21 protein-coding genes are annotated in these 20,857 nt (G+C 45.6%); 13 read left to right on the top strand and 8 right to left on the bottom strand.

Annotated features, from left to right (window positions below):
• Positions 1–63: 63 nt before the first annotated feature.
• Positions 64–324 carry a cold-shock protein gene (locus ACHUFM_RS13360; RefSeq protein WP_394182710.1) on the top strand — a complete coding sequence of 87 codons (261 nt, stop codon included), beginning with the start codon at positions 64–66 and terminating at the stop codon, positions 322–324.
• On the opposite strand, the gene ACHUFM_RS13355 is transcribed toward ACHUFM_RS13360, so the two are convergent.
• Positions 321–737 carry a CBS domain-containing protein gene (locus ACHUFM_RS13355; RefSeq protein WP_394182709.1) on the bottom strand — a complete coding sequence of 139 codons (417 nt, stop codon included), beginning with the start codon at positions 735–737 and terminating at the stop codon, positions 321–323. The genes ACHUFM_RS13360 and ACHUFM_RS13355 overlap by 4 nt on opposite strands.
• 93 nt (positions 738–830) lie before the next feature.
• Here ACHUFM_RS13355 and tadA point away from each other — a divergent pair, with 93 nt between their 5' ends.
• Both tadA and purL read left to right on the top strand, forming a co-directional pair.
• Positions 831–1,322, top strand: a complete 492-nt coding sequence (tadA, locus tag ACHUFM_RS13350; protein ID WP_394182839.1) for a tRNA adenosine(34) deaminase TadA — start codon at positions 831–833, stop codon at positions 1,320–1,322.
• A 114-nt stretch (positions 1,323–1,436) separates the two neighbouring features.
• Positions 1,437–5,336: a phosphoribosylformylglycinamidine synthase gene (gene purL, locus ACHUFM_RS13345; RefSeq protein WP_394182708.1), complete on the top strand. Its 3,900-nt coding sequence runs from the start codon at positions 1,437–1,439 to the stop codon at positions 5,334–5,336.
• Positions 5,337–5,475: 139 nt separating this feature from the next.
• Here purL and ACHUFM_RS13340 read toward each other — a convergent pair whose 3' ends face one another.
• The 4 genes from ACHUFM_RS13340 to ACHUFM_RS13325 form a co-directional block, all read right to left on the bottom strand.
• On the bottom strand, positions 5,476–5,640 hold the full coding sequence (locus tag ACHUFM_RS13340; protein WP_181799770.1) for a hypothetical protein: 165 nt from the start codon (positions 5,638–5,640) through the stop codon (positions 5,476–5,478).
• Positions 5,641–5,642: 2 nt separating this feature from the next.
• Positions 5,643–7,004 (bottom strand): ammonium transporter, encoded by a 1,362-nt coding sequence (locus ACHUFM_RS13335; RefSeq protein WP_113872857.1) that lies wholly within the window; start codon positions 7,002–7,004, stop codon positions 5,643–5,645.
• A gap of 162 nt (positions 7,005–7,166) precedes the next feature.
• The gene (gene eutC / locus ACHUFM_RS13330; RefSeq protein ID WP_394182707.1) at positions 7,167–8,018 is read right to left on the bottom strand and encodes an ethanolamine ammonia-lyase subunit EutC; all 852 of its coding nucleotides are present in this window, start codon (positions 8,016–8,018) and stop codon (positions 7,167–7,169) included.
• On the bottom strand, positions 8,018–9,436 hold the full coding sequence (locus tag ACHUFM_RS13325) for an ethanolamine ammonia-lyase subunit EutB (RefSeq protein ID WP_394182706.1): 1,419 nt from the start codon (positions 9,434–9,436) through the stop codon (positions 8,018–8,020). Before ACHUFM_RS13325 ends, eutC begins: the two co-directional genes overlap by 1 nt.
• A gap of 202 nt (positions 9,437–9,638) precedes the next feature.
• On the opposite strand from ACHUFM_RS13325, the gene ACHUFM_RS13320 reads away from it, so the two are divergent.
• The 6 genes from ACHUFM_RS13320 to ACHUFM_RS13295 all read left to right on the top strand — a co-directional run bounded on the left by ACHUFM_RS13320 (position 9,639) and on the right by ACHUFM_RS13295 (position 15,789).
• Positions 9,639–10,613, top strand: a complete 975-nt coding sequence (locus ACHUFM_RS13320; protein ID WP_394182705.1) for a helix-turn-helix domain-containing protein — start codon at positions 9,639–9,641, stop codon at positions 10,611–10,613.
• Positions 10,614–10,807: 194 nt separating this feature from the next.
• Positions 10,808–12,205 carry a DUF4856 domain-containing protein gene (locus ACHUFM_RS13315; protein ID WP_394182704.1) on the top strand — a complete coding sequence of 466 codons (1,398 nt, stop codon included), beginning with the start codon at positions 10,808–10,810 and terminating at the stop codon, positions 12,203–12,205.
• A 70-nt stretch (positions 12,206–12,275) separates the two neighbouring features.
• Positions 12,276–13,283, top strand: a complete 1,008-nt coding sequence (locus tag ACHUFM_RS13310; RefSeq protein WP_394182703.1) for a sterol desaturase family protein — start codon at positions 12,276–12,278, stop codon at positions 13,281–13,283.
• Positions 13,284–13,354: 71 nt separating this feature from the next.
• The gene (locus ACHUFM_RS13305; RefSeq protein ID WP_394182702.1) at positions 13,355–14,194 is read left to right on the top strand and encodes an arylamine N-acetyltransferase family protein; all 840 of its coding nucleotides are present in this window, start codon (positions 13,355–13,357) and stop codon (positions 14,192–14,194) included.
• 20 nt (positions 14,195–14,214) lie between these two features.
• Positions 14,215–15,150, top strand: a complete 936-nt coding sequence (locus ACHUFM_RS13300) for a DMT family transporter (RefSeq protein WP_394182701.1) — start codon at positions 14,215–14,217, stop codon at positions 15,148–15,150.
• A 42-nt stretch (positions 15,151–15,192) separates the two neighbouring features.
• The gene (locus ACHUFM_RS13295) at positions 15,193–15,789 is read left to right on the top strand and encodes a Crp/Fnr family transcriptional regulator (protein WP_394182700.1); all 597 of its coding nucleotides are present in this window, start codon (positions 15,193–15,195) and stop codon (positions 15,787–15,789) included.
• 62 nt (positions 15,790–15,851) lie between these two features.
• On the opposite strand, the gene ACHUFM_RS13290 is transcribed toward ACHUFM_RS13295, so the two are convergent.
• The 3 genes from ACHUFM_RS13290 to ACHUFM_RS13280 all read right to left on the bottom strand — a co-directional run bounded on the left by ACHUFM_RS13290 (position 15,852) and on the right by ACHUFM_RS13280 (position 17,761).
• Positions 15,852–16,505: a DsbA family oxidoreductase gene (locus ACHUFM_RS13290; protein WP_394182699.1), complete on the bottom strand. Its 654-nt coding sequence runs from the start codon at positions 16,503–16,505 to the stop codon at positions 15,852–15,854.
• A 161-nt stretch (positions 16,506–16,666) separates the two neighbouring features.
• A complete protein-coding gene (locus ACHUFM_RS13285; protein WP_394182837.1) occupies positions 16,667–17,506 on the bottom strand; it encodes a 2OG-Fe(II) oxygenase family protein in 840 nt (279 codons plus the stop codon).
• 99 nt (positions 17,507–17,605) lie between these two features.
• Complete coding sequence (locus ACHUFM_RS13280) at positions 17,606–17,761, bottom strand: hypothetical protein (RefSeq protein ID WP_181799768.1); 156 nt, start codon at positions 17,759–17,761, stop codon at positions 17,606–17,608.
• A gap of 269 nt (positions 17,762–18,030) precedes the next feature.
• On the opposite strand from ACHUFM_RS13280, the gene ACHUFM_RS13275 reads away from it, so the two are divergent.
• The 4 genes from ACHUFM_RS13275 (at position 18,031) to ACHUFM_RS13260 (ending at position 20,857) form a co-directional block, all read left to right on the top strand.
• Positions 18,031–18,594, top strand: a complete 564-nt coding sequence (locus tag ACHUFM_RS13275) for a YqgE/AlgH family protein (RefSeq protein ID WP_394182698.1) — start codon at positions 18,031–18,033, stop codon at positions 18,592–18,594.
• Positions 18,594–19,055, top strand: a complete 462-nt coding sequence (ruvX, locus tag ACHUFM_RS13270; protein WP_394182697.1) for a Holliday junction resolvase RuvX — start codon at positions 18,594–18,596, stop codon at positions 19,053–19,055. Before ACHUFM_RS13275 ends, ruvX begins: the two co-directional genes overlap by 1 nt.
• A gap of 65 nt (positions 19,056–19,120) precedes the next feature.
• Positions 19,121–19,618 (top strand): bifunctional pyr operon transcriptional regulator/uracil phosphoribosyltransferase PyrR, encoded by a 498-nt coding sequence (gene pyrR / locus ACHUFM_RS13265; protein ID WP_113872841.1) that lies wholly within the window; start codon positions 19,121–19,123, stop codon positions 19,616–19,618.
• A 231-nt stretch (positions 19,619–19,849) separates the two neighbouring features.
• On the top strand, positions 19,850–20,857 hold the full coding sequence (locus ACHUFM_RS13260; RefSeq protein ID WP_394182696.1) for an aspartate carbamoyltransferase catalytic subunit: 1,008 nt from the start codon (positions 19,850–19,852) through the stop codon (positions 20,855–20,857).

Genomic DNA, 20,857 nt, shown 5'->3' with positions numbered 1-20,857 from the left:
GGTCAGGGCCGGTGTCCTGACTTCGCGCTTACTTTAATAAAAATAAAAAAAGAGGCGATCTAAATGCAACGACTGACGGGAAGTGTTAAGTGGTTTAATGATGCGAAGGGCATCGGCTTTATTAAACGAGAAGCGGATGCCGACGTGTTTGTACATTATAAATCCATTTCTTGCACTGGACATAAAACCCTTAAGAAGGGGCAAAGTGTGAGCTTTGTATTAACGAAAACAGATTTCGGTTTACAAGCGATGGATGTTCAAGTGGAAAATAGTGTGACTCAGCCCGTTCAAAAAGACATTAATGAGCAGGCTGTGGGCCATTAGCTGTTTAGCATTTTATGAGCCAGTTTGACAAAGTCGACTGGGGTTAAAATACCCACCAGTTTGTCGTCTTCTAGCACTGGTAAACAGCCATACTTATTGTCAATGAAGAATTCGGCCGCTGTGTCGAGCGGCATTTCTGGGCTGATGGTTAAAATGTCCTTGTTCATGGCGTTGGAAATAGGTGTTTGTTGTTCTTTTTTGGACAGTTGTTGAGTGCCAAATTGGCTGACAAGGTGGAAGGCATGACGCAAGTATTCCCGTTGAGTTAATATGCCGACGCATTCATTCTTGTCATTGGTGATGGGAATGTTGCGAATGTTCTTTTCCTGCATGATGGTTTTGGCGGTCGCCAGAGAGTCGTTCTCTCTCAATGTAATCAGCTTAGTAACCATTAAATCTGCGACGGTTTGCATTCTAGCTATCTCCTTGTACGACTGATAGGTTTTCATTGAGTTTGGGTGAAGAATGAGTAAAACGCAATGCACACCAATTGAGGTAGATCAATGATGACAGAAGAAGACTGGATGGCGTTGGCGCTTAAGCAAGCAGAAAAGGCCGCAGGCGAAAGCGAAATTCCAGTTGGTGCCATTATTGTGCAAAATGGCAAGGTGATCGGAGAAGGCTATAATTCGCCTATTTCGAAATGCGATCCGACGGCTCATGCTGAAATTCAAGCGATTCGAGATGCTTGTCAGCTCGTAGGCAATTATCGCCTTCCAGATGCCACTCTTTATGTCACTCTTGAGCCTTGTTCCATGTGTGCTGGGGCCATTATTCATGCTCGTATAGGTCGTGTTGTCTATGCGACAACAGAGCCTAAAAGTGGCGTTGTGGAGAGCCAAGGGCGGTTTTTTGATGCGCCTTTTTTGAATCACTCTGTGACTGCTGAGGGTGGGGTGTTGGCCGAAGTGGCGTCAGAACAGCTGACGCGATTTTTTCAGTATCGTCGGGCACAAAAGAAAAAGCTCAAAGACTTGTCAAATCCTCCCATTTCCTAATTAATTTGCCCCTTTTTTTGCAGAAAAGTCAGACTCTGCTGGCCTCTATTTGCCTCATTGATTTAAAATACCCGCACCATTTCCCCCAAAACTACAAATGAGGCAATAACCAACATGCTAACCCTGCATGGTTCCGCAGCGCTATCAGCGTTTCGTAAGGCAAAGTTATTAGCGAATATGACTGCATCTGTTCCGTCTGTTACCGACGTTGATGCTCAGTTTATTCATTTTGTTGAACTGGCTGATGATCAGTCTCTTACGTCTGAACAAGAGGTTGTTTTACAACGAGCACTTGAATACGGCCCTAAATCGGCAGACATTCAATCGTCTGATCAGAGCGTTTTAGTTGTCCCTCGTTTGGGCACTATCTCTCCTTGGTCTTCTAAAGCAACGGATATTCTTCATAACTGTGGTTTGGCCGCTGTGTCTCGTGTTGAGCGTGGTGTTGAATATTTTATTCACAGTAGCCAACCGCTGACGTTAGAAGAGTTGGACTTGTTATCGGCCATGTTGCATGATCGTATGACAGAAAGCGTGCTCCCGGCATTGAGCGACGCTGCGCAAATGTTCTCACATGCAGAACCGGCTCCAATGACCAGTGTTGATGTGTTAGGTGGTGGCCGTGCCGCTTTGGTTGAGGCAAACCAAAGCTTAGGACTGGCATTAGCTGACGATGAAATTGATTATTTGGTTGAATCATTTGTCGCTTTGGGGCGTAACCCAATTGACGTTGAATTGATGATGTTTGCCCAAGCAAACTCAGAACACTGCCGTCATAAAATTTTTAATGCGTCTTGGACCATTGATGGCGAAGAGCAAGAGCGCTCTTTGTTTAAGATGATTAAAAACACCCATGAACATAATCCTCATGGCACCTTGTCTGCTTATAAAGACAATGCCGCGGTGATGGAAGGTCATCATGCGGGTCGTTTCTTCCCTTCTCCAGATTCTCGTGAATACGATTTTAGTCAAGAAAACATCGATATCTTGATGAAAGTGGAAACCCATAACCACCCAACGGCGATCTCACCCTTCTCTGGTGCAGCAACTGGTTCTGGTGGTGAAATTCGTGATGAAGGGGCGACGGGTATTGGCTCAAAACCCAAAGCCGGGTTGAGCGGTTACACCGTATCTGATCTTAAAATTCCAGGTTACGAGCAACCATGGGAAAGCCATTACGGCAAACCTGCCCGTATCGTCACGCCATTGGATATTATGATCGAAGGTCCAATTGGTGGCGCGGCGTTTAATAATGAATTCGGGCGTCCAAACCTATTGGGTTATTTCCGAACTTACGAACAAAAAATCCAAGGTGCTTCACAAGAAGAAGTACGTGGTTATCACAAGCCAATCATGCTGGCTGGTGGTCTTGGTAACATTCGCCGTGAACACGTCGAAAAAGATGAAATCAAGGTAGGAGCTAAGCTTATCGTGCTTGGTGGACCGGCGATGTTGATTGGACTAGGGGGCGGTGCCGCGTCTTCTATGGCCTCGTCTGATGGTAACGAAGACTTGGACTTTGCTTCCGTACAGCGTGGTAACCCGGAAATGGAGCGTCGTTGTCAGGAAGTCATCGACCGTTGCTGGCAACTAGGGGATAAGAACCCAATCAGCTTTATCCATGATGTGGGTGCGGGCGGTCTATCAAATGCCTTGCCTGAACTAGTCAAGGACGGTGAACGTGGCGGTACGTTCGACCTTCGTAAGATCTTAAATGATGAGCCTGGTATGTCGCCTTTGGAGATCTGGTGTAACGAGTCACAAGAACGTTACGTTATGGCGGTATCCTCGGATCGAGTGGATGAGTTCCGTGAGATCTGTGAGCGTGAGCGTTGTCCGTTTGCCATTGTGGGTGAAGCCAAAGAAGAAATGCATTTGCAGGTAGAAGATGGCCATTTTGGTAACAAACCTGTAGATCTTCCAATGTCTGTGCTGTTTGGCAAGCCGCCAAAGATGCATCGTGAAGCTACCAAAGCCGTCATTGCGGGTGATGACTTCACCGCAATGGGCGTGGATTTAGCGGATGCGGCGAAGCGTGTATTGAGTTTGCCGACAGTGGCGAGTAAAAACTTCCTGATTACCATTGGTGATCGTACCATTACGGGTATGGTGGCGCGTGATCAAATGGTCGGTCCTTGGCAAGTGCCAGTCGCCGATGTGGCAGTCACTACGTCTTCTCTAGACAGCTACACAGGCGAAGCCATGACTATGGGTGAGCGTACACCTGTTGCTCTATTGGATGCGCCAGCGTCTGGTCGTATGGCGGTTGGTGAAGCTTTGACTAACTTAGCGGCGGCGCAGATTACTCAGCGTAACCAGATCAAGTTGTCAGCAAACTGGATGGCCGCAGCAGGTCATGAAGGGGAAGACGAAAAACTTTATCAAACGGTTAAAGCCGTTGGTATGGAACTGTGTCCGGCATTGGATATTGCAATCCCAGTGGGTAAAGATTCCATGTCGATGAAAACAGTTTGGAAGGAAGGCGAGCAAGAAAAAGCCGTCACGTCGCCATTGTCTTTGGTGATTTCGGCGTTTGCGCCGGTTGCCGATGCTCGTAAAACCTTAACGCCAGAATTGCAAAATAAAGCCGACACACAGCTTTTATTGATTGACTTAGGTGCTGGTAAAAATCGCCTAGGCGGTTCTGTTATTGCTCAGGTATACAACAAGTTAGGTCAACAGGCTCCAGATGTGGATGATGCGGCCGCACTGGCTGGCTTCTTCGACACCACGCAAGCGTTAAACGCAGAAGGTAAATTGTTGGCTTACCATGACCGTTCTGACGGTGGTGTGTTCGCAACCTTGACGGAAATGTCTTTTGCTAGCCATTTAGGATTGAACATTGATTTAGATGCCGTGGTTAACTCTGCAGAGCAAGTCGCGCCAGCCTTATTCAATGAAGAGTTGGGTGCAGTGGTTCAAGTCAATCAAGCGGATGTTGATGCGGTTGTGGCGGCTTATGCCAAGGTAGGCGTAGCGGTTGCACCGATTGCCACGCTATCGGGCGATGATCAAATTCGTGTGCGTTTGGCCGGTGAAACATTGTTAGAAGAAACTCGTATTAACTGGCAACGAGTCTGGTCAGAAACCAGTTATCGTATTCAGGCGATGCGTGATAACCCAGAATTAGCACAACAAGAGTTCGACAATCTGTTGGATGCTAAAGACCCTGGCCTGTCTGCTAAGGTGACCTTTGACCACAATGAAGACATGGCGGCGCCTTTCATTGCCACAGGCGTGAAGCCTCGTATGGCTGTGTTGCGTGAACAAGGTGTCAACGGTCAAGTAGAAATGGCGGCGGCTTTCCATAAATCCGGCTTTACCCCTGTTGATGTTCACATGAGTGATGTGTTGTCAGGTCGAATTGATTTAGCCGAATTCCATGGTTTGGTTGCTTGTGGTGGCTTCTCGTACGGTGACGTGCTGGGTGCAGGTGAAGGTTGGGCGAAGTCGATTCTTTTCAATGCTCGTGCTCGCGACCAGTTTGAAGCTTTCTTTAATCGCCAAGATACCTTCAGTTTAGGGGTATGTAACGGTTGTCAGATGTTGTCTAACTTACACGAACTGATTCCGGGTGCGCAGAATTGGCCGAAATTTGTCCGTAACCAATCAGCGCAATTTGAGGCGCGTTTGGTGCAAGTGGAAGTGCAAAAATCCAACTCCATTCTGTTGGCAGGTATGGAAGGTTCTCGTTTGCCAATCGCTGTGGCACACGGTGAAGGTCAAACAGAATACCGTGATGAAGCACATCAAGCGCTGCTGCAAGCCAATCAACAAGTGGCACTGCAATACGTAGATAACTACGGCCAAGCGACGGAGCGTTATCCGTTCAATCCGAACGGTTCTGCACAAGGTATCACTGGATTAACGTCTGAAGATGGCCGTGTGACCATTATGATGCCTCACCCAGAGCGTGTTTATCGTACGGTTCAGCATAGCTGGCACCCAACTGACTGGGATGAGCAAGCACCTTGGCTGCGTTTGTTCCAAAACGGTCGTAAATGGTTAGGTTAAGCCGCTAATGGTTTAAACGAAAAGGCCTGATATTCGATGGAATATCAGGCCTTTTTTGTTATCGGCTTAATAATGAGTCAGGTATTATTGGCTCATATCAACGCCGACTTGTTAACGTCATTTATTGAACGTGTTTTGCTTACTTGTGATTATCAAATGCTTCTGCTTCGTGCTTCATAATAAAGCGAATCAGACCTACCACGATGCCTGCCACACCTAGGCTGAATAACATCAGGGCAAGTGGATTATCAGCAAAGGTAAAATACGCTGAGACATTTTCCCAAGAGGTAATAGAGGTTCCCATAATTAAGCTCCTTTCGCTTCTAGATCGCCGACATTCGTTGTTGTACCGCTTTTAGCTGGTACGGTTTCTGGGTAAGGGTGAGCCAAGATTTCGACCTCGTCTAGACCCAATACTTCCACGTTTTCTGGTACGCGTAGCATGTTGAATTTCTTCAATAAGTAAGAAACAGCGTAGCCAGGCACAAAACCAAGAACCGCCATGACGATGGCACAAACCGTTTGACCGTAAAGGCTGATTGCTGGGTTGCCACCTACGTTTGGTGTGCCACCTGCGAAAACACCGACTAGAATAACCGCTACCACACCGGTTACACCGTGAACGGCAACCGCGCCAACAGCATCGTCAATGCCTTTTTTCTCAAGCAGTTTCGCAGCACCAACCGCAATGAAGCTGACGCAAGTCGCGATGATGAAGGCCAAACCTGGATCGTATAGATCAAGGCCTGCGGCGATGGAAATGATACCGACTAGACCACCAGACATGGTCCAGAAAGGGTCGCGAGTCGCGATGTAACAACCGATTACACCACCCGCAAAGCCCATTAGCGTGTTGAAAGCGAAAGCAGACAGATTAGTTGGGTTGTTGTAGATGGTTGTCCAGCCAGTGTCGCCGCCGTTGAAGATAATACAACCGCCTAGGAAACCGAAGAAACCAAAGATGATCATCATCAAACCGATCAAGGTCATGGGTAGGTTGTGTGCACGGATTTGCTGCGGAACACCATTGATGAACTTGCCCACACGAGGCCCTAGATTGATCAGCACACCTAACGTGAAGAAACCAGCAATAGCGTGTACTACTCCAGATGCGCCCACATCATGGTAACCCATTTCTGTCAGCATCCAGCCATCTGGGTGCCAGCCCCAAGCGCCAGCAAGAATCCATACGCCGCTACCCAAAATAACCGTTAGGATCAGGAATGCGCTGACACGAATACGCTCGATAACCGCACCAGACATGATGGAACCTGTGGTCGCACCGAACAATGCGAAAGCCGCCCAGAAAATACCTGTACCCATGTCTTGTACATCAGGACCCATACTTTGTGACCAAGGCAAAGCAGAAGAGGCTTCTACTGGCATCAAACCACCAGGGAAAGCATTGTAGATCCACCAGCCGAACAGGTAGAAAGTGGGGATGATAACGGCCAGCGCAAGAATGTTTTTCACCCCTGCGGCAAGGGCGTTCTTACTACGTGATGCCCCCATTTCGTAGGCTAGGAAGCCTGCGTGAATCATCACCATGATAGCGGTACACCACCAGTAGAAAACTTCTACGTTCATGGCTTGGTGCATGTTAAAAATCGCTTGCTGAGCATCGAGAGACGCTTGCAAGGATTCCAGGGTTGGGGTTTCTGTAGCCATAGTTTTGTTCCTTTTTGTGGGAGTTGTTAGCTTTTAATGACCGAAGTCGTTATTTAATCAGCGTCTTAACACGCCGTTTATTTATTATTTCAATCCGTGATTTTTCGGCTTGTCACTGACAAACCACCACTGGCTTCACCAGTAGAATTGTTAAACCTTGAGTTACGAAATTAAAAAGTTCTCTGTGGTTTGTGTATCGTGCTCAAGCAAATCATCATCTGACCTGTCTTTTAGTTTCACGCCAGATAGCTCCAGTGTTCGTGCTTCATTCAATAAGTAAAATGCCTTACGCGCTGCTTCTGGGTACATCAAGCCTGCTGGACGAATATTGGAAATGCAGTTGCGGTAAGCGTCTGTGTAGCCCACTTTTGCACCCCAAGTTAAATACAGTCCTAAGCTATCGGGAGAGCTTAATCCCGGACGCTCACCAATCAGCACTAACACACATTTGGCATTGAGCCTTTCGCAAATATCGTCGCCAATGGCTACTCGACCTTGCTGTACGAAACAAATAGGAGCGACTGACCAAGCCTGTTGATTCAACGGGTTGTCTTCAGACAAATAGCCAAACAAAGCCTCTAAAAAGGGCATGGTATTTTGCTCGACGGCGAGAGAGGACAGTCCGTCTACGACGGCAATCGCTAAGTCGTATTCAGTTTCAGTATTTTGTGCGTGCTGATCCAAATTGTCTGCCGACGCTTGATCTAAGCGACGACCAAAATCTGGGCGCTGTAAATAAGTGGCGCGATCCGTCGCGCGGCTGTGCAAAAATAGGGGGGCACAGTTTGGGGCCCAATCCTGAGCCATAATCTGTTGTGCAAGTTGTTGAGTGTCCAGTTGTGTGTGCACGGCATCAATGGCTTGCGCATGAGCTAACTGAAAGGCCAGTAGATGCTGTGTCGGTGTACTCACCCCTGAACGGCCAAGGCCAACACGAGCATCGGTAAAGGCTTTCAGTTTTTGCCAGCTGTTTTCTGTTACGGCATCTTGTTGAGTCGGTTTGTCTTGCGACATTACAGACCTCCAATTAAACGCTGCAAAGAGGGTTGAAAGGCCGAAGGCAACTGCGAATTTAAGGTGAATTGTTCGTTGTTTTTGAAAATTTCCATCTTCGCCAACCAAGCATCAAATTCTGGAGCGGGTTTAAGACCGAGAGCACGTCTGGCGTACAGCGCATCATGGAAAGAAGTGGTTTGATAGTTGAGCATGATGTCGTCAGAGCCGGGGATGCCCATAATAAAAGTGCAGCCAGCGACGCCCAATAAGGTCAGCAAGTTGTCCATGTCATTCTGGTCGGCTTCGGCATGGTTGGTGTAACAAACATCACAGCCCATTGGCAGACCAAGCAATTTTCCACAAAAATGGTCTTCTAGACCGGCGCGAGTGATTTCTTTGCCATCGTATAAATATTCTGGACCGATAAATCCCACTACAGTGTTAACCAACAATGGGTCAAATTTACGTGCCACAGCGTAGGCGCGTACTTCGCAGGTCTGTTGATCCAAACCGTGATGAGCATTAGCGGACAAGGCGCTGCCTTGACCGGTTTCAAAATACATCACATTGTTGCCAACTGTGCCGCGCTTCAAAGATAAAGCGGCGTCTTGAGCTTCGGCGAGGGTCGCGAGGTTGAAACCGAAACTGTCATTGGTTGCTTGCGTACCGCCAATAGATTGAAACACCAGATCCACTGGCGCCCCTTGTTCAATGCATTCAATGGTATTAGTCACGTGAGTCAGCACGCAGGATTGTGTTGGAATCTCGTAATGTTGGATCACTTCATCCATCATCTTGATCAGTCGAGTGGCTTGTTGAACATTGTCTGTTGCTGGGTTAATGCCAATCACAGCGTCACCATTGGCGTACAATAAACCGTCTAACATGCTGGCAGCGATGCCGGTTAAATCGTCGGTTGGGTGGTTGGGCTGTAGGCGTGTAGACAAATGGCCGGGCAAACCTATGGTATTACGAAATGCCGTACGCACATGGCACTTCTTCGCAACTAAGATGAGATCTTGGTTGCGCATGATCTTACTGACTGCAGCGGCCATTTCAGGCGTCACGCCCGCGCGAATGGAATGCAGCCTCTCTGGACTGGCCAAGTCACTTAACAGCCAATCACGAAAGCCGCCCACGGTGAGGTGTGAAATAGGCGCGAAGGCAGTTTTGTCATGCTCGTCTATAATCAAACGCGTAATTTCATCGTCTTCGTAGGGAATCAGTGGTTGCTCAAGAAACAGTGAGAGAGGCACATCGGCCAAGGTCATTTGAGCGACGGCGCGCTGTTCTGCGGTTTCTGCGGCCACGCCAGCTAAACGATCACCAGAACGCGCAGGGGTTGCTTTGGCCATAAGGTCTGCAAGGTCTGCGAAGGTAAAAGTTCGCTCTCCTAGAATATGACGAAATTGCGGTGTGGTGCGGTTTGCGCTCATGTATTAGCTCTTTAAATGGGGTGACTCATAAAGTGAAACAGTAAACTGTGCTTTCTATGATGAGGTGTAAAAAGGCACAGGTTTTGCTGCTATCTACTTTATGAAAATTGCCGAACAGGCGTTATCGAATAATGGCAAATTTTAAAAATCCTTATAAATCATAGATTTATAATTTCCAAAGGGTTGGATAGGTAAGATAATTATGTTGAATGTAAATCAAAATGCACCAACTTGGGTCGGAGAGGTGCAGATTTCCGAAGCTCATGATGCTGATTTGCATGCCAGCAACCTAACCAATTGGCAGCAAGAGTACGATCAAACCAGCCGCGGCAGTTTTTATGGCAGTATTGTTGAACTGCCTTTTGATGGTTTGCAGGTATTTCGTGAACACACCAGCCAAGCATTACAGCAAAAGTGCGTTGTGTGGCCTGATTCCGTGTGGTTGGGGATTCCGTTGGAAGAGCAGCCTGCAAGCCGAATTAATGGTTTAACCATTCGGCCGGATACTATTATGTGTCGCCCAGGTAACTGTGAATTTCAGCTTTCAACACCAGAGGACTACGATCTATTTGGCCTAGTCGTCGATCAGAAAAATCTCTTGAAGCTTGCTGATATTCACGGTTTGGATTTGAACTGGAAAGAACTGACCGAGCACGGTCGTCTTGGCGTGCCAGATAAAACCTTGGAAGAAGTGCGTTTTCTGCTGCATCGTTTGTTATCAGTAGAGCAGAATGAAACCCCGTCGCGTTTGCAAAAAGACATCGTTCTGATGGCGATATTGGAAGTGCTTAAAGTGGAAACGCCACAACCTGCGAAGACGCAAAGCTATTATCATCGTAAAAAAGTTGTGGATTGCGCTCGCAGCTTTTTGGATCAACATGTGGATGCGCCAGTAACGGTGACGCAACTTTGTGAAGTAGTCAGTGTAAGTCGTCGTACTTTACAGTACAGTTTTGAGAGCATTCTTGGGGTGAGTCCGATTCAGTATTTACGTTTTACTCGTTTAAACGGTGTGCGACGTGATCTGGTTAAAGCCAGTTTTGATGGAACATCGAATACTATCAATGTTGGCCAAATTGCCGCGCAATGGGGCTTTTGGCATCTGAGTCAATTCGCCAAAGATTACAAGCAATTGTTTGGTGAGCAACCTTCCCAAACTCTAGATTGGCGTTGTTAATCTTAATGTTCAGTTCTTTCCTTAGACTTCTATACCATTTTGATTATATCTAGTTATAAACAATTTTTATAAACCAATAGATTTTTTTCATTAAGAGAAAATAAGAATCAATAGTATCTTTGTTCATTCTTGCGATTTTTTTGCATTTTTTAAAATAACAAAATACTCAACGCGAGTATGGCTAGAGGTTCAATATGAAAAATAAATGGGTTTTATCTTTGCTGATGTTAAGTATGGCGGGGGCCACACAGGCAGCAGAACCAACCTATGAATTTGGCATTACTTTAAAGGACTATCAGGGCGATAAAACAAGCTCAGTGTCATATGGCGGACAAATTGCGCGCCATGCATTGCACAATTCAATCAAAGTATTGAGCAAGCAAGGCAATGGTAACAACAATCAAGCTTTGCTTGATGAATTAAACCTATACTTTTCTGGTACCGCTGCGGGTCGCGATATTATTGATCCCGTTTCTAAGCCAGGCTTTGCGATCAAGCAAAGCGAAATTGATGAACTTTCTTCCGGTAAAGACTTGGCAACCAGTGCTTACAAAGGTGTCGTAACAGGCTGGCCAGGAAATATGACGGCGGCTGAAGTACTGAACAGCATGATTGCGCAAGCGGCGAAAACCAAAGGCGGGTTTGATCCCGTTAATGGCTACGACTACATCCAATTGATTTCCAAATTTTCAATGGGCGCGGTTTTCTACAATAAAGCGGTAAACCATTATCTAGATGAAAAGTTAGGTGCCGATGTGCATCCTAATGATAAAGCCTACAAAGACGGTGTGGCCTACACAGGTAAAGAGCATGTTTGGGATGAAGCCTTTGGTTACTTCGGTGCGCCTATCCATGCTTTAAACTTAACGCCCCAAGAAATCGTTGATATTACAAAAATGAAGCCAGACGCGTTTGCTAAGGCGGATTATAATAAAGATGGTGTGGTTGATCTTAAATCTGAAATGGCATTTGCTCATGCCTATTACGCTGCGAGTGTCGATGCTTCAGGTGGTACGCAATACTTCTATACCATCATGAAGGCTTTTTACGATGGTCGTAAATTGATCCAAGACGCGCAAGGTGAAAAACTGTCAACAGCTGAGCGTCAAAAGCTACAGGCTTATGCTAAGGTGATTGCGGATAACTGGCAGAAAGTTATTGCTGAAGCGGCGTTCAAATATGCTGGCAGTGTCTACAAAGACATTGAAACCCTGCAAAAAGCGGAAAAATCCAATGGCGACATCGCCAAGCCTTACCGCAACTATGTGAAGCATTGGGGTGAATTGAAAGGCTTTACTTTGTCTTTGCAAGCGGCGGGCCGTGAATTGGGTGAAACGCAAGTTCAGTTGAATCGTTTGACTGGTTTCAGCCCAGTATTGTTTGGTGATTCACAAGTGGTTGCCGTCGGCGCTGACGGTGCATTCATTCAAGCAAAGAGCATTTCGATGAATGAGTACAAGTTGAATATGCTAAAACTGCAAGTGCATTTGGCTGAGAAGTTTGCTTTGAAAGCCAAGCTGAATGATCGTACGGCTGGTATTTCAGACTTAATGGAAAACCTGAACACAGGCGTAAGTGCTGAAAACGATTAATAGCAGAGCGTATAATATGAGAAGGCCACGTGCCTTCTCATATTTTGTTTTGGCTTTGTGTTGAGTGTTTATGACGTATTTTGAGTGGTTGCTCAGTGTGTTGCAACAAACGCTTGCGGATTTGCAAAGTGTGCAGAAGCGAGTGTCGATCTGGTATCTGTTATCGGCTTTTATGATCGCTGGTGTTTTTTACGCTTGGCGTTATCCTGGTAAGTTGAAATCGCAGCTTATCCAACTCTTTTCTCCTAGCGTGTGGTGGCACAGATCTGCCCGTCACGATTACGTTATTTTCTTCATCAATCGTTTTGTTATGGCATTGCTGTCACCACGATTGCCCAGTAGCGTTCTGCTGACAACTTGGTTGTATTATCAGAGTCAGAATTGGTTTCCATATTCTGCCGAACTCAGTTTGCCGACTGCTTATGTGATCGCCTTGTTCACCTTGTGTTATTTCTTGCTGGATGACTTCAGTCGATTCTACCTGCATCGTATGCTGCACAAATGGCCTATTTTGTGGGCATTTCATCGAGTGCATCACAGTGCAAAAGTGCTGACGCCTATTACGGTGTTTCGTACTCACCCTGTAGAAGGGGTTCTTTTCTTTTTGCGTTCCGTTGTGGTTCAAGCCATCTGTGTTACTTTCTTTGTGAGTTTATTCCCTGGGCAAGTGTCCTTGTACACAGTATGGGGCGTTTCCATCTTTACTTTTATATTTAATGTGTTGGGCGCTAATCTGCGTCATTCTCATGTGGTATTGAGTTACGGACGCTGGGAAAAATGGTTGATTTCACCAGCGCAACACCAGCGTCATCACTCTTCTGCGATAGACGATTATGATTGTAATTTTGGTGTGGTACTAGCGCTTTGGGACAGAGTGTTCGGCTCTTGGAAACAGGCCAATTGGCAGCAAAAACTGGTGTTTGGGACTAACACCCGTTTTGATGAAAAGGGTTTGGTAAACATGTACTTAGAGCCCTTTCAATATGCATTCGAGAGTATGAAACGTCGTCTTTTTGCTAAAATGCCAGCCATTATTATGATTCTGGTGTCCACTACCACTCTTTTTTATACCACTTAACCTAGGTTAATTCTTCTAACGGTATTTCAGTGTACTCTGCTGGCTATAGTGAAACACAGAGGAAAATACGAATGTCTGATTTACACGCTTATTTAACAGATCTCAAACTAACAATGCCTGATGAATTATCACTGGCATTTGTAGAGCAATTGCAGGCAGCGCATATCGCTAAGTACAGTTTTAATAGTTTGGCGGTATTGCTTGGTGAAGAGGTGTCTCTTGATCTAACCAATGTCTATGAAAAAATTGTGCTGCATGGCTTGGGGGGGTATTGCTTTGAACACAATAAGTTGGCGTTTGAATTATTGAAAAGCCTTGGTTATTCCGTTCGTTTGGTGATGGCTCGAGTATTAAATGAGCAAGAAGTGGATCGGCCTCGTACACATCGCGTTACGCTGGTTAATATTGATGGTAAGAGGTATCTCCTTGATGTCGGCTTTGGTGCGGACTGTCCTATTGCACCTTTGTTGTTGCAATCAGATTTGGAGCAACAAATTGGTCATGAGAATTATCGTATTGTGCTACGAGGTGGGGAATATGATTTGCAGATTCAAAGATCGGATAATTTTTATACCTTGTATCGTTTCGATCTAGCCGAATACACAGATGCAGACTGCATGATGGGGAATTTTTTCTCGTCTAAGTACCCTAAAGCGGTGTTCGTAAACAATTTGGTGGCGAGTATTAAAGACGTCAATCAAACCTCAGGCATACGTAATCATGTGTTTTTTACCCGTCAACATGGCATCGAACAGGAAAATCTGATCGACTCAGCGCCAGCTTTACATTCCTTGTTGGCTGAAGTGTTTCATGTGCATGTGGAAATGGTCATTGCGGAGCATTTATTTGACCGATTTATTGCCCCCAAATTGGCAGAATTATCGAGCCGTCATACTGCTCAACAATCATAAGCGAAACAAGGAAGTGTGTTATGAATCCTCTTATCTCATTATTTGTATGGGCTTTATTAATGGCGTCGTCTTTTGTGGTGTCTGGCAATATGGTGGCCTATGCCAGTCCCATTGCCACGGCATTCTTTCGTTTCGTGTTGGCCTTGTTGCTGATGACGGGCATTTGGTTTATCAAAATACAGCTAACAAGATCGACCAGTGAAGGAAAACAGCTTGCCCAGCTTAGAGCGCTTTTTTCTGGAAAAAAGGTTTGGCAATACGCTTTGATCAGCGGTGCCTTAGTCGGTTTTTTTATCGGTTTGTTTGCCGCTTTAGAGTCTACTACGCCTTTGCATACGTCTGTACTCTATACCTTAGTGCCACTGATCGGGATGTTGATTGCTAAATTTTGGTTAGGCGAGTCAGCTTCGTTACTTAAAGTGTCTGGCTTTGTGCTGGGTTCTTTAGGGGCTGTTTTAGTGTTACTGGCGACTCAAGGTAATGGGCCTTTTGTCTGGCATAAGGGGGATTATATCTTTCTTGGAGCCTCTGTTTTATTGGCCTTTCATGTGGTGTCAGTACAAAAATGGGGGCAATCCGTTGGGGCGTTTGAAGGGGCCTTTTTGATCATGCTGTTTGGCTCTCTGTGGTTGTTGCCTATCGCCTTGATGTGGGGAGACTTATCCAACGTGGCTTGGGATAGTTTTGGGTTTTGGTTGAACGGTTTGTATTTGACCGTGTTTACCACGCTTTTTACCTTTATGTTGCAACAAACCTTGGTTCGTTCTGTGGGTGCTAACCGTATTTTAGCGGCTTCCTATACCATTCCTGTTTGGGTCGCGCTGTATCTAGCCTTGTCGTCATGGCAGTGGTTATTGTTGTTCAATATGGGGTTTGCATTAGGATTGGTGTGCTTGCTGGTGGCTTTGTATTTGATCGATCAGCAAACTAGAATCAAACCTGTTGTAGAAAATTAAACTCTATTTAATGCATCTAGTTGAAATAATAGTGGAAACAGCATGGACAAGGCGCAATTAGAAATTGAATTTCAACACCACTTTGCAGAGCAGGGTTACGATATTGATTGGCAAAAACTGTCTTTGTCGATGAGTTTTCATGCCGTAGCGAAAGGTGATTTTTTGTTTCGCCAAGGAGAGTATGCTCAGCGCCTTTTCTTTCTTCATAAGGGGCTGGTTCGTTACGTGAATATTTCCTCAGAGGGCAAAGAGTTCACAAAGACCTTCGTTCGAGCACCAAAAATCATAGGCTCCACTCGTGCCATGGTGGAAAATTCTGCTACCTTGTTTGGCATTCAGGCTTTACAGGATTGCGTGATTAGCTCTTACGATTGGCAAGATTTTTATGCTCAGATGCATCAGGACTTAGGTTTTTTGACCTATTACAGTCGTTTCATGGAGCAAATTTTTCTGACTAAAGACGCACGGGAAAGTGCGTTTGTTGAGCATTCTGCAGAACGTCGTTATTTGGACTTTTGTGTGGATTACCCCGATTTGAAAGATAGCATTCCACAGCAACAAATTGCTTCTTATTTAGGCATTACACCAGTAGCTTTGAGCCGCATTCGTCAAAAAATCAGGTTAAAGTCGAAAGGTTGATTCTCTGACATCATCAAACCAACCTTATGTTTATTGTGACGCTTGAAAAATGACTGAAGACGTTATTCGGCTTCTTTGGCCATGATCTCTTCCAGCGCGCTTTTAAAGACTTCCGCTGGCTGTCCGCCTGAAATCGCATATTTATTATTGATGATGACGGTCGGAACGGAACTGATGCCATTTTGTTGCCAAAATGCTTCTTGTTCTCGAACCTCATCAGCATAATGCTGACCTTCTAATATGGCTTTTGCTTCGGCTAAATCTAAATCCACACTGGCGGCTAGGTTGGCTAGCACCGAATAGTCACTGACGTCTTGGTTATGAGTAAAGTGAGCTTTGAACAAGGATGCCTTTAATTCAGCCTGCTTATCTTGAGTGGCCGCCCAATGCAGAAGTCGATGCGCATCAAAGGAGTTTCGCATACGGCTGTCATCGGTAAAGTTGAAGTCAAAGTCGACCTCCTTACCACGGGATTGAATCATGGCGCGGTTTTGATCGGACTCTTGTTCGCTTATGCCATACTTTTCGATGATGTGTTCACGAAAACCTTGCCCTTCCGCTGGCATGTTGGGGTTTAACTCAAAAGGCTGAAACGTTAAATCGACAGTGACAGAGTCATCTAATTGATCAAGGGCTTTGTTTAAATTCCCCAAACCGACGACGCACCAAGGGCACATGATGTCTGAAACAAATTGAATAGTAAGAGATGTGCTCATAATGTGATACCTAATAAAGAATGATTAGGAACTTGTTATGGGCATTGCAAACAAATTAAAGGTATTTAGCTGAAATAACCTGCAAGATGCGCAAATTTTGCATCTTTTTTTGAAGCTTAAAAAGAAAAATGGCCTGCTGTATTAAGACAGGCCATAGAGACTTAAATGACGCCTAATTCGACCAAACGCTCATGCAAATAGCTTTTGGCGGTATAACGGTCTGACAAGACCACTTCTGGTTTTGGGTGCAAAAACAGCGGTAGAGAAATACGTGACTTGGTTTTGTCTGCGCCCTCAGGGTTCACGACTCGGTGCGACGTCGAAGGGAAGTAACCGCCCGAGGCTTCTTGTAGCATGTCGCCAATGTTGATGATCAAGGTGCCAAAATCACAAGGCACGTCCATCCAAGAGCCATCTTTGGCTTTGACTTGTAAGCCAGGTTCATTGGCGGACGGTAGGATAGTCAATAAGTTGATGTCCTCGTGTGCGCCAGCGCGAATCGCTCCTAGCTCCTCATCACCCTTTAGTGGTGGATAATGCAATACACGCAATAACGTTTGATCACTGTCTTCGACCATACTGGATAGGGACTGAGAGTAGTGTTGTGCAACATCCGTTGGTGTATGAGCTTCTACCCAACCCAGTAGTTCCGCTGCTAGCTCATTCGCTTCCGAATAATATTGTGCCAGTAAGGCTTTTTGCTCAACAGGGCATTGCCCCCAAGGGTAGTAATGGAAGTACTCTTTAATGTCTTTTTTTGTATGACCTTTGGCTGTCTCAGAGATATCAGCTGGGAAAAAACCGTCTTGAGTGCCTTTATGGTAAAGGTAATTCTGTTTGTCTTCACCGTCGAAAAAGTGCTGCCATTCTTGATAGATGGCACTGACTAACGATTGCTGAATAGGGTGGTTTTTTAAGACGCCAAACCCTGTTTCGTGAAGGGATTTAACAAAGTCTTCTTGAGCCGTTTTGCTTGTATAGTCAATGGCTTGTAATGTCATCATAGTGCCCTTTTTACGCATAAAAGTGTGTGTTGGTCGATTTGATATACGCCCTTTTGATAAGGCGTAGATGGATAAATAAAACGAGCCAATATTAGTCTAGGAAGACCAACCACTATGGAAAAAGTAGCGTAAATCCACGGTTTCTGCCTGAAAATGCTGTGCCCAATGAGACAGACTCAGTGCTTTTGGACAGACAGCCGCCACGACAGAAGTCGTTGTTAGGTGTCTTGCATTGAGTAAGTTGAGTGGCATTTTTGTGAACCTATTCCGTAAAAGCGGATTTAATCATTGATGATTTAGTGAATCTCTAGTTTACTAACTGAATGGACAGTTTTGAAGTGATTCCGTAATAAATTGTGAGGATTGGCTAGGTAAATTCTCAGTTTGTCCTATACTGACATTGGCGGCTTTGTTGATTTGGTCGCCTTCTTTGCTCTTCTACATGTATATCTTCTGCCAGGCTGGCACCGTGTTTTTAATCCAGTAATTGCGTTTTTTATTTGATAAAGAGGGCTCTTGTTATGACTGTATTTGATTCTTTTAAAAACCATTTTTTAATTTCAATGCCACACCTCGATGACCCGCATTTCGAACATACTGTGATCTATCTTTGTGAACATACCCCTGCAGGTGCGATGGGGATAATTATTAATCGCCCATCTAATATTGATTTCAGTGAATTGGCAGATCATTTAAGCATGCCAATAGAGCAACCAGGCTTGCTCACTGAAACCATTTATACTGGCGGCCCAGTTGAGGCTGAGCGTGGTTTTATTCTGCATACTGCGGATAAACAATGGAGTAATACACTTCCGGTGACGTCTGAAGTCTCTTTGTCTGCGTCTTTGCAGGCTTTAGAGGACATCGCAAAAGGTCAGGGCCCCAGTGCATTTCGTGTCACTCTGGGTTGTGCCGGGTGGGACGATGGGCAGTTGGAAATGGAAATTGCTAACAATGATTGGCTGGTATGTGAGGCGGATTTAGACGTATTATTCCACACACCAAGTGAGCTGCAGTTTACAGCAGCGACTCAAGTCTTGGGCATTGATATGGCGAGACTTTCACCGGACATAGGACATGGTTAATGACAGCAAGTGCGTCACCTGACAACAACACAACAAAACCCAATACGACGCAATCCGTATTGGGTTTTGATTTTGGCACGACTCGAATCGGCTTGGCAATTGGGCAAAGTATAACGGGAACGGCTCAACCTTTAGAGCCGATTAAGGCCCGTGACGGTATTCCTAATTGGGATGAAATTGAAAAAGTGTTTGCAGAATGGCAACCTAATGCCATCGTGGTTGGGCTACCGCTTGACATGGATGGGCAGGAAAATGAAATGTGTCTGCGAGCACGAAAATTCGCCAAACGATTACATGGACGATTTAACCTGCCATACCATATGATGGATGAGCGGTTGTCCTCTTATGAAGCAAAAGGACAAGTAATTGCACGTGGTGGCAATCGGAACTTTAAAGACAATTCAGTCGATGGGTTGGCGGCACAGATGATTTTGGAAACATGGTTTGCTGAGCAGTATTAAGATCCGCCTTGTCAGTAAACGGTGTGTGATGACAGATTAGAGTTTCAAAACAGGTTAATAACAACATGACATTAGATTTAGAGCCTTCTTTGGCCTCAATGAAGCAGCAGTTAGTAGATTACTGTCAGGCTAAGCAAATTGAAGATGCGATTGTGGTTGGAATTCACACTGGTGGGGTGTGGGTAGCGGAGCAACTGATGTCTGCTGCGCCAACTAAGGATCCATTAGCGACGCTGGACATTACGTTTTATCGAGACGATTTTACCAAAGCTGGATTAAACCCTAAGGTGAACCAGACATTATTGCCTGCGATTGAAGATCGTCACGTTATTTTGGTGGATGATGTGTTGATGTCTGGCCGAACCATTCGTGCAGCGATGAACGAAATTTTTGATTTCGGTCGCCCTGCCAGCATCACCTTAGCGATTTTATACGATCTTGGTCAGCACGAGTTGCCAATCGCGGCCGATATCGTTGGAGAGCGTTTGACGCTTAATCCTGATCAAAGGGTTAAGTTAACTGGGCCTAAACCGCTTGCGGTTTCTGTGATTGAGACGGATTAATCTGTTTTCAAGCCTTTATTTTTTGTTGAACAAGTACGACAATTACGCCTATGGATAAGTTTTATGAAAAAGTAATGAGTCGCACTGAGTTCCATCGAAAAATAGGTGGGCTTGTTACTTGATGTTCTTAATGCCCGGTCACAGTTAGCTGTACCGGGCATTTTCTTATCGACCTATTTTGTTTCAAAGAGAAAGGCGATCTGCGCCTTTGTAGCTTGAGGAAAGCAAACCATGATGCGATCCGAACCACGGGCATTACAACTAAACGATGACGGCCAGTTAAAACATTTTTTAACTTTGGACGGTCTGGATAAAACGATTCTGACAGAGATCTTGGATCGGGCCGATTCTTTCCTAACCATGGGAGAGCAATCGGTTAAGAAAGTCCCTCTTTTGCGAGGGAGAACCGTGGTCAATCTGTTTTTTGAAAACTCCACACGTACCCGGACTACTTTCGAGTTGGCTGCAAAACGCCTATCGGCTGATGTGATTAACCTCAATATTGAAACGTCTGCCACCTCAAAAGGGGAGTCTTTGCTGGATACGTTGCAAAACTTGCAAGCCATGCAGAGCGACATGTTTGTGGTTCGTCACTCGGACAGTGGCGCGGCACATTTTATTGCCGAACATTGCACGCCCAATGTCGCCATTATCAATGCTGGTGACGGTCGTCATGCTCATCCAACTCAAGCCATGCTCGACATGTTAACCATACGTCGTCATAAGGGACAGTTTGAAGGCCTCAAAGTCGCGATCGTTGGCGACATCTTACATTCCCGAGTGGCTCGCTCTCAGTTGCAGGCTCTGACCACATTAGGGGTAGACGAAGTACGCTTGGTCGGCCCTAAAACATTAGTACCCAGTTTCTTTTTTGAAATGGGGGCGAAAATCTGTCATGACTTAGAGGCAGGTTTGAAAGACGTTGACGTTGTGGTCATGCTGAGGCTGCAAAAAGAACGGATGAAAGGTGCGTTATTGCCAAGTGAAAGTGAGTTTTACCGTTTATACGGTTTGACGGAAGAGTCCTTATCTTGGGCGAAACCTGATGCCATTGTAATGCACCCAGGGCCAATTAACCGCGGTGTCGAAATTTCTTCAGAGGTGGCCGATGGTGATCATTCTGTGATTTTGAACCAGGTGACGAATGGTATTGCCGTACGCATGGCGGTGATGTCTATGGCAATGAGTGGGCAATTACAGAAAGCTGAAACGGATCAAGGCAGCGAGGGTGAGAAGTAG

Origin of the sequence: Marinomonas posidonica, assembly GCF_043643765.1 — a bacterium.
GTDB classification, from domain to species: Bacteria; Pseudomonadota; Gammaproteobacteria; order Pseudomonadales; family Marinomonadaceae; genus Marinomonas; species Marinomonas posidonica_A.
The sequence above is the reverse complement of the archived record's forward strand: the minus strand, read 5'-3'. Positions and strand labels throughout refer to the sequence as shown.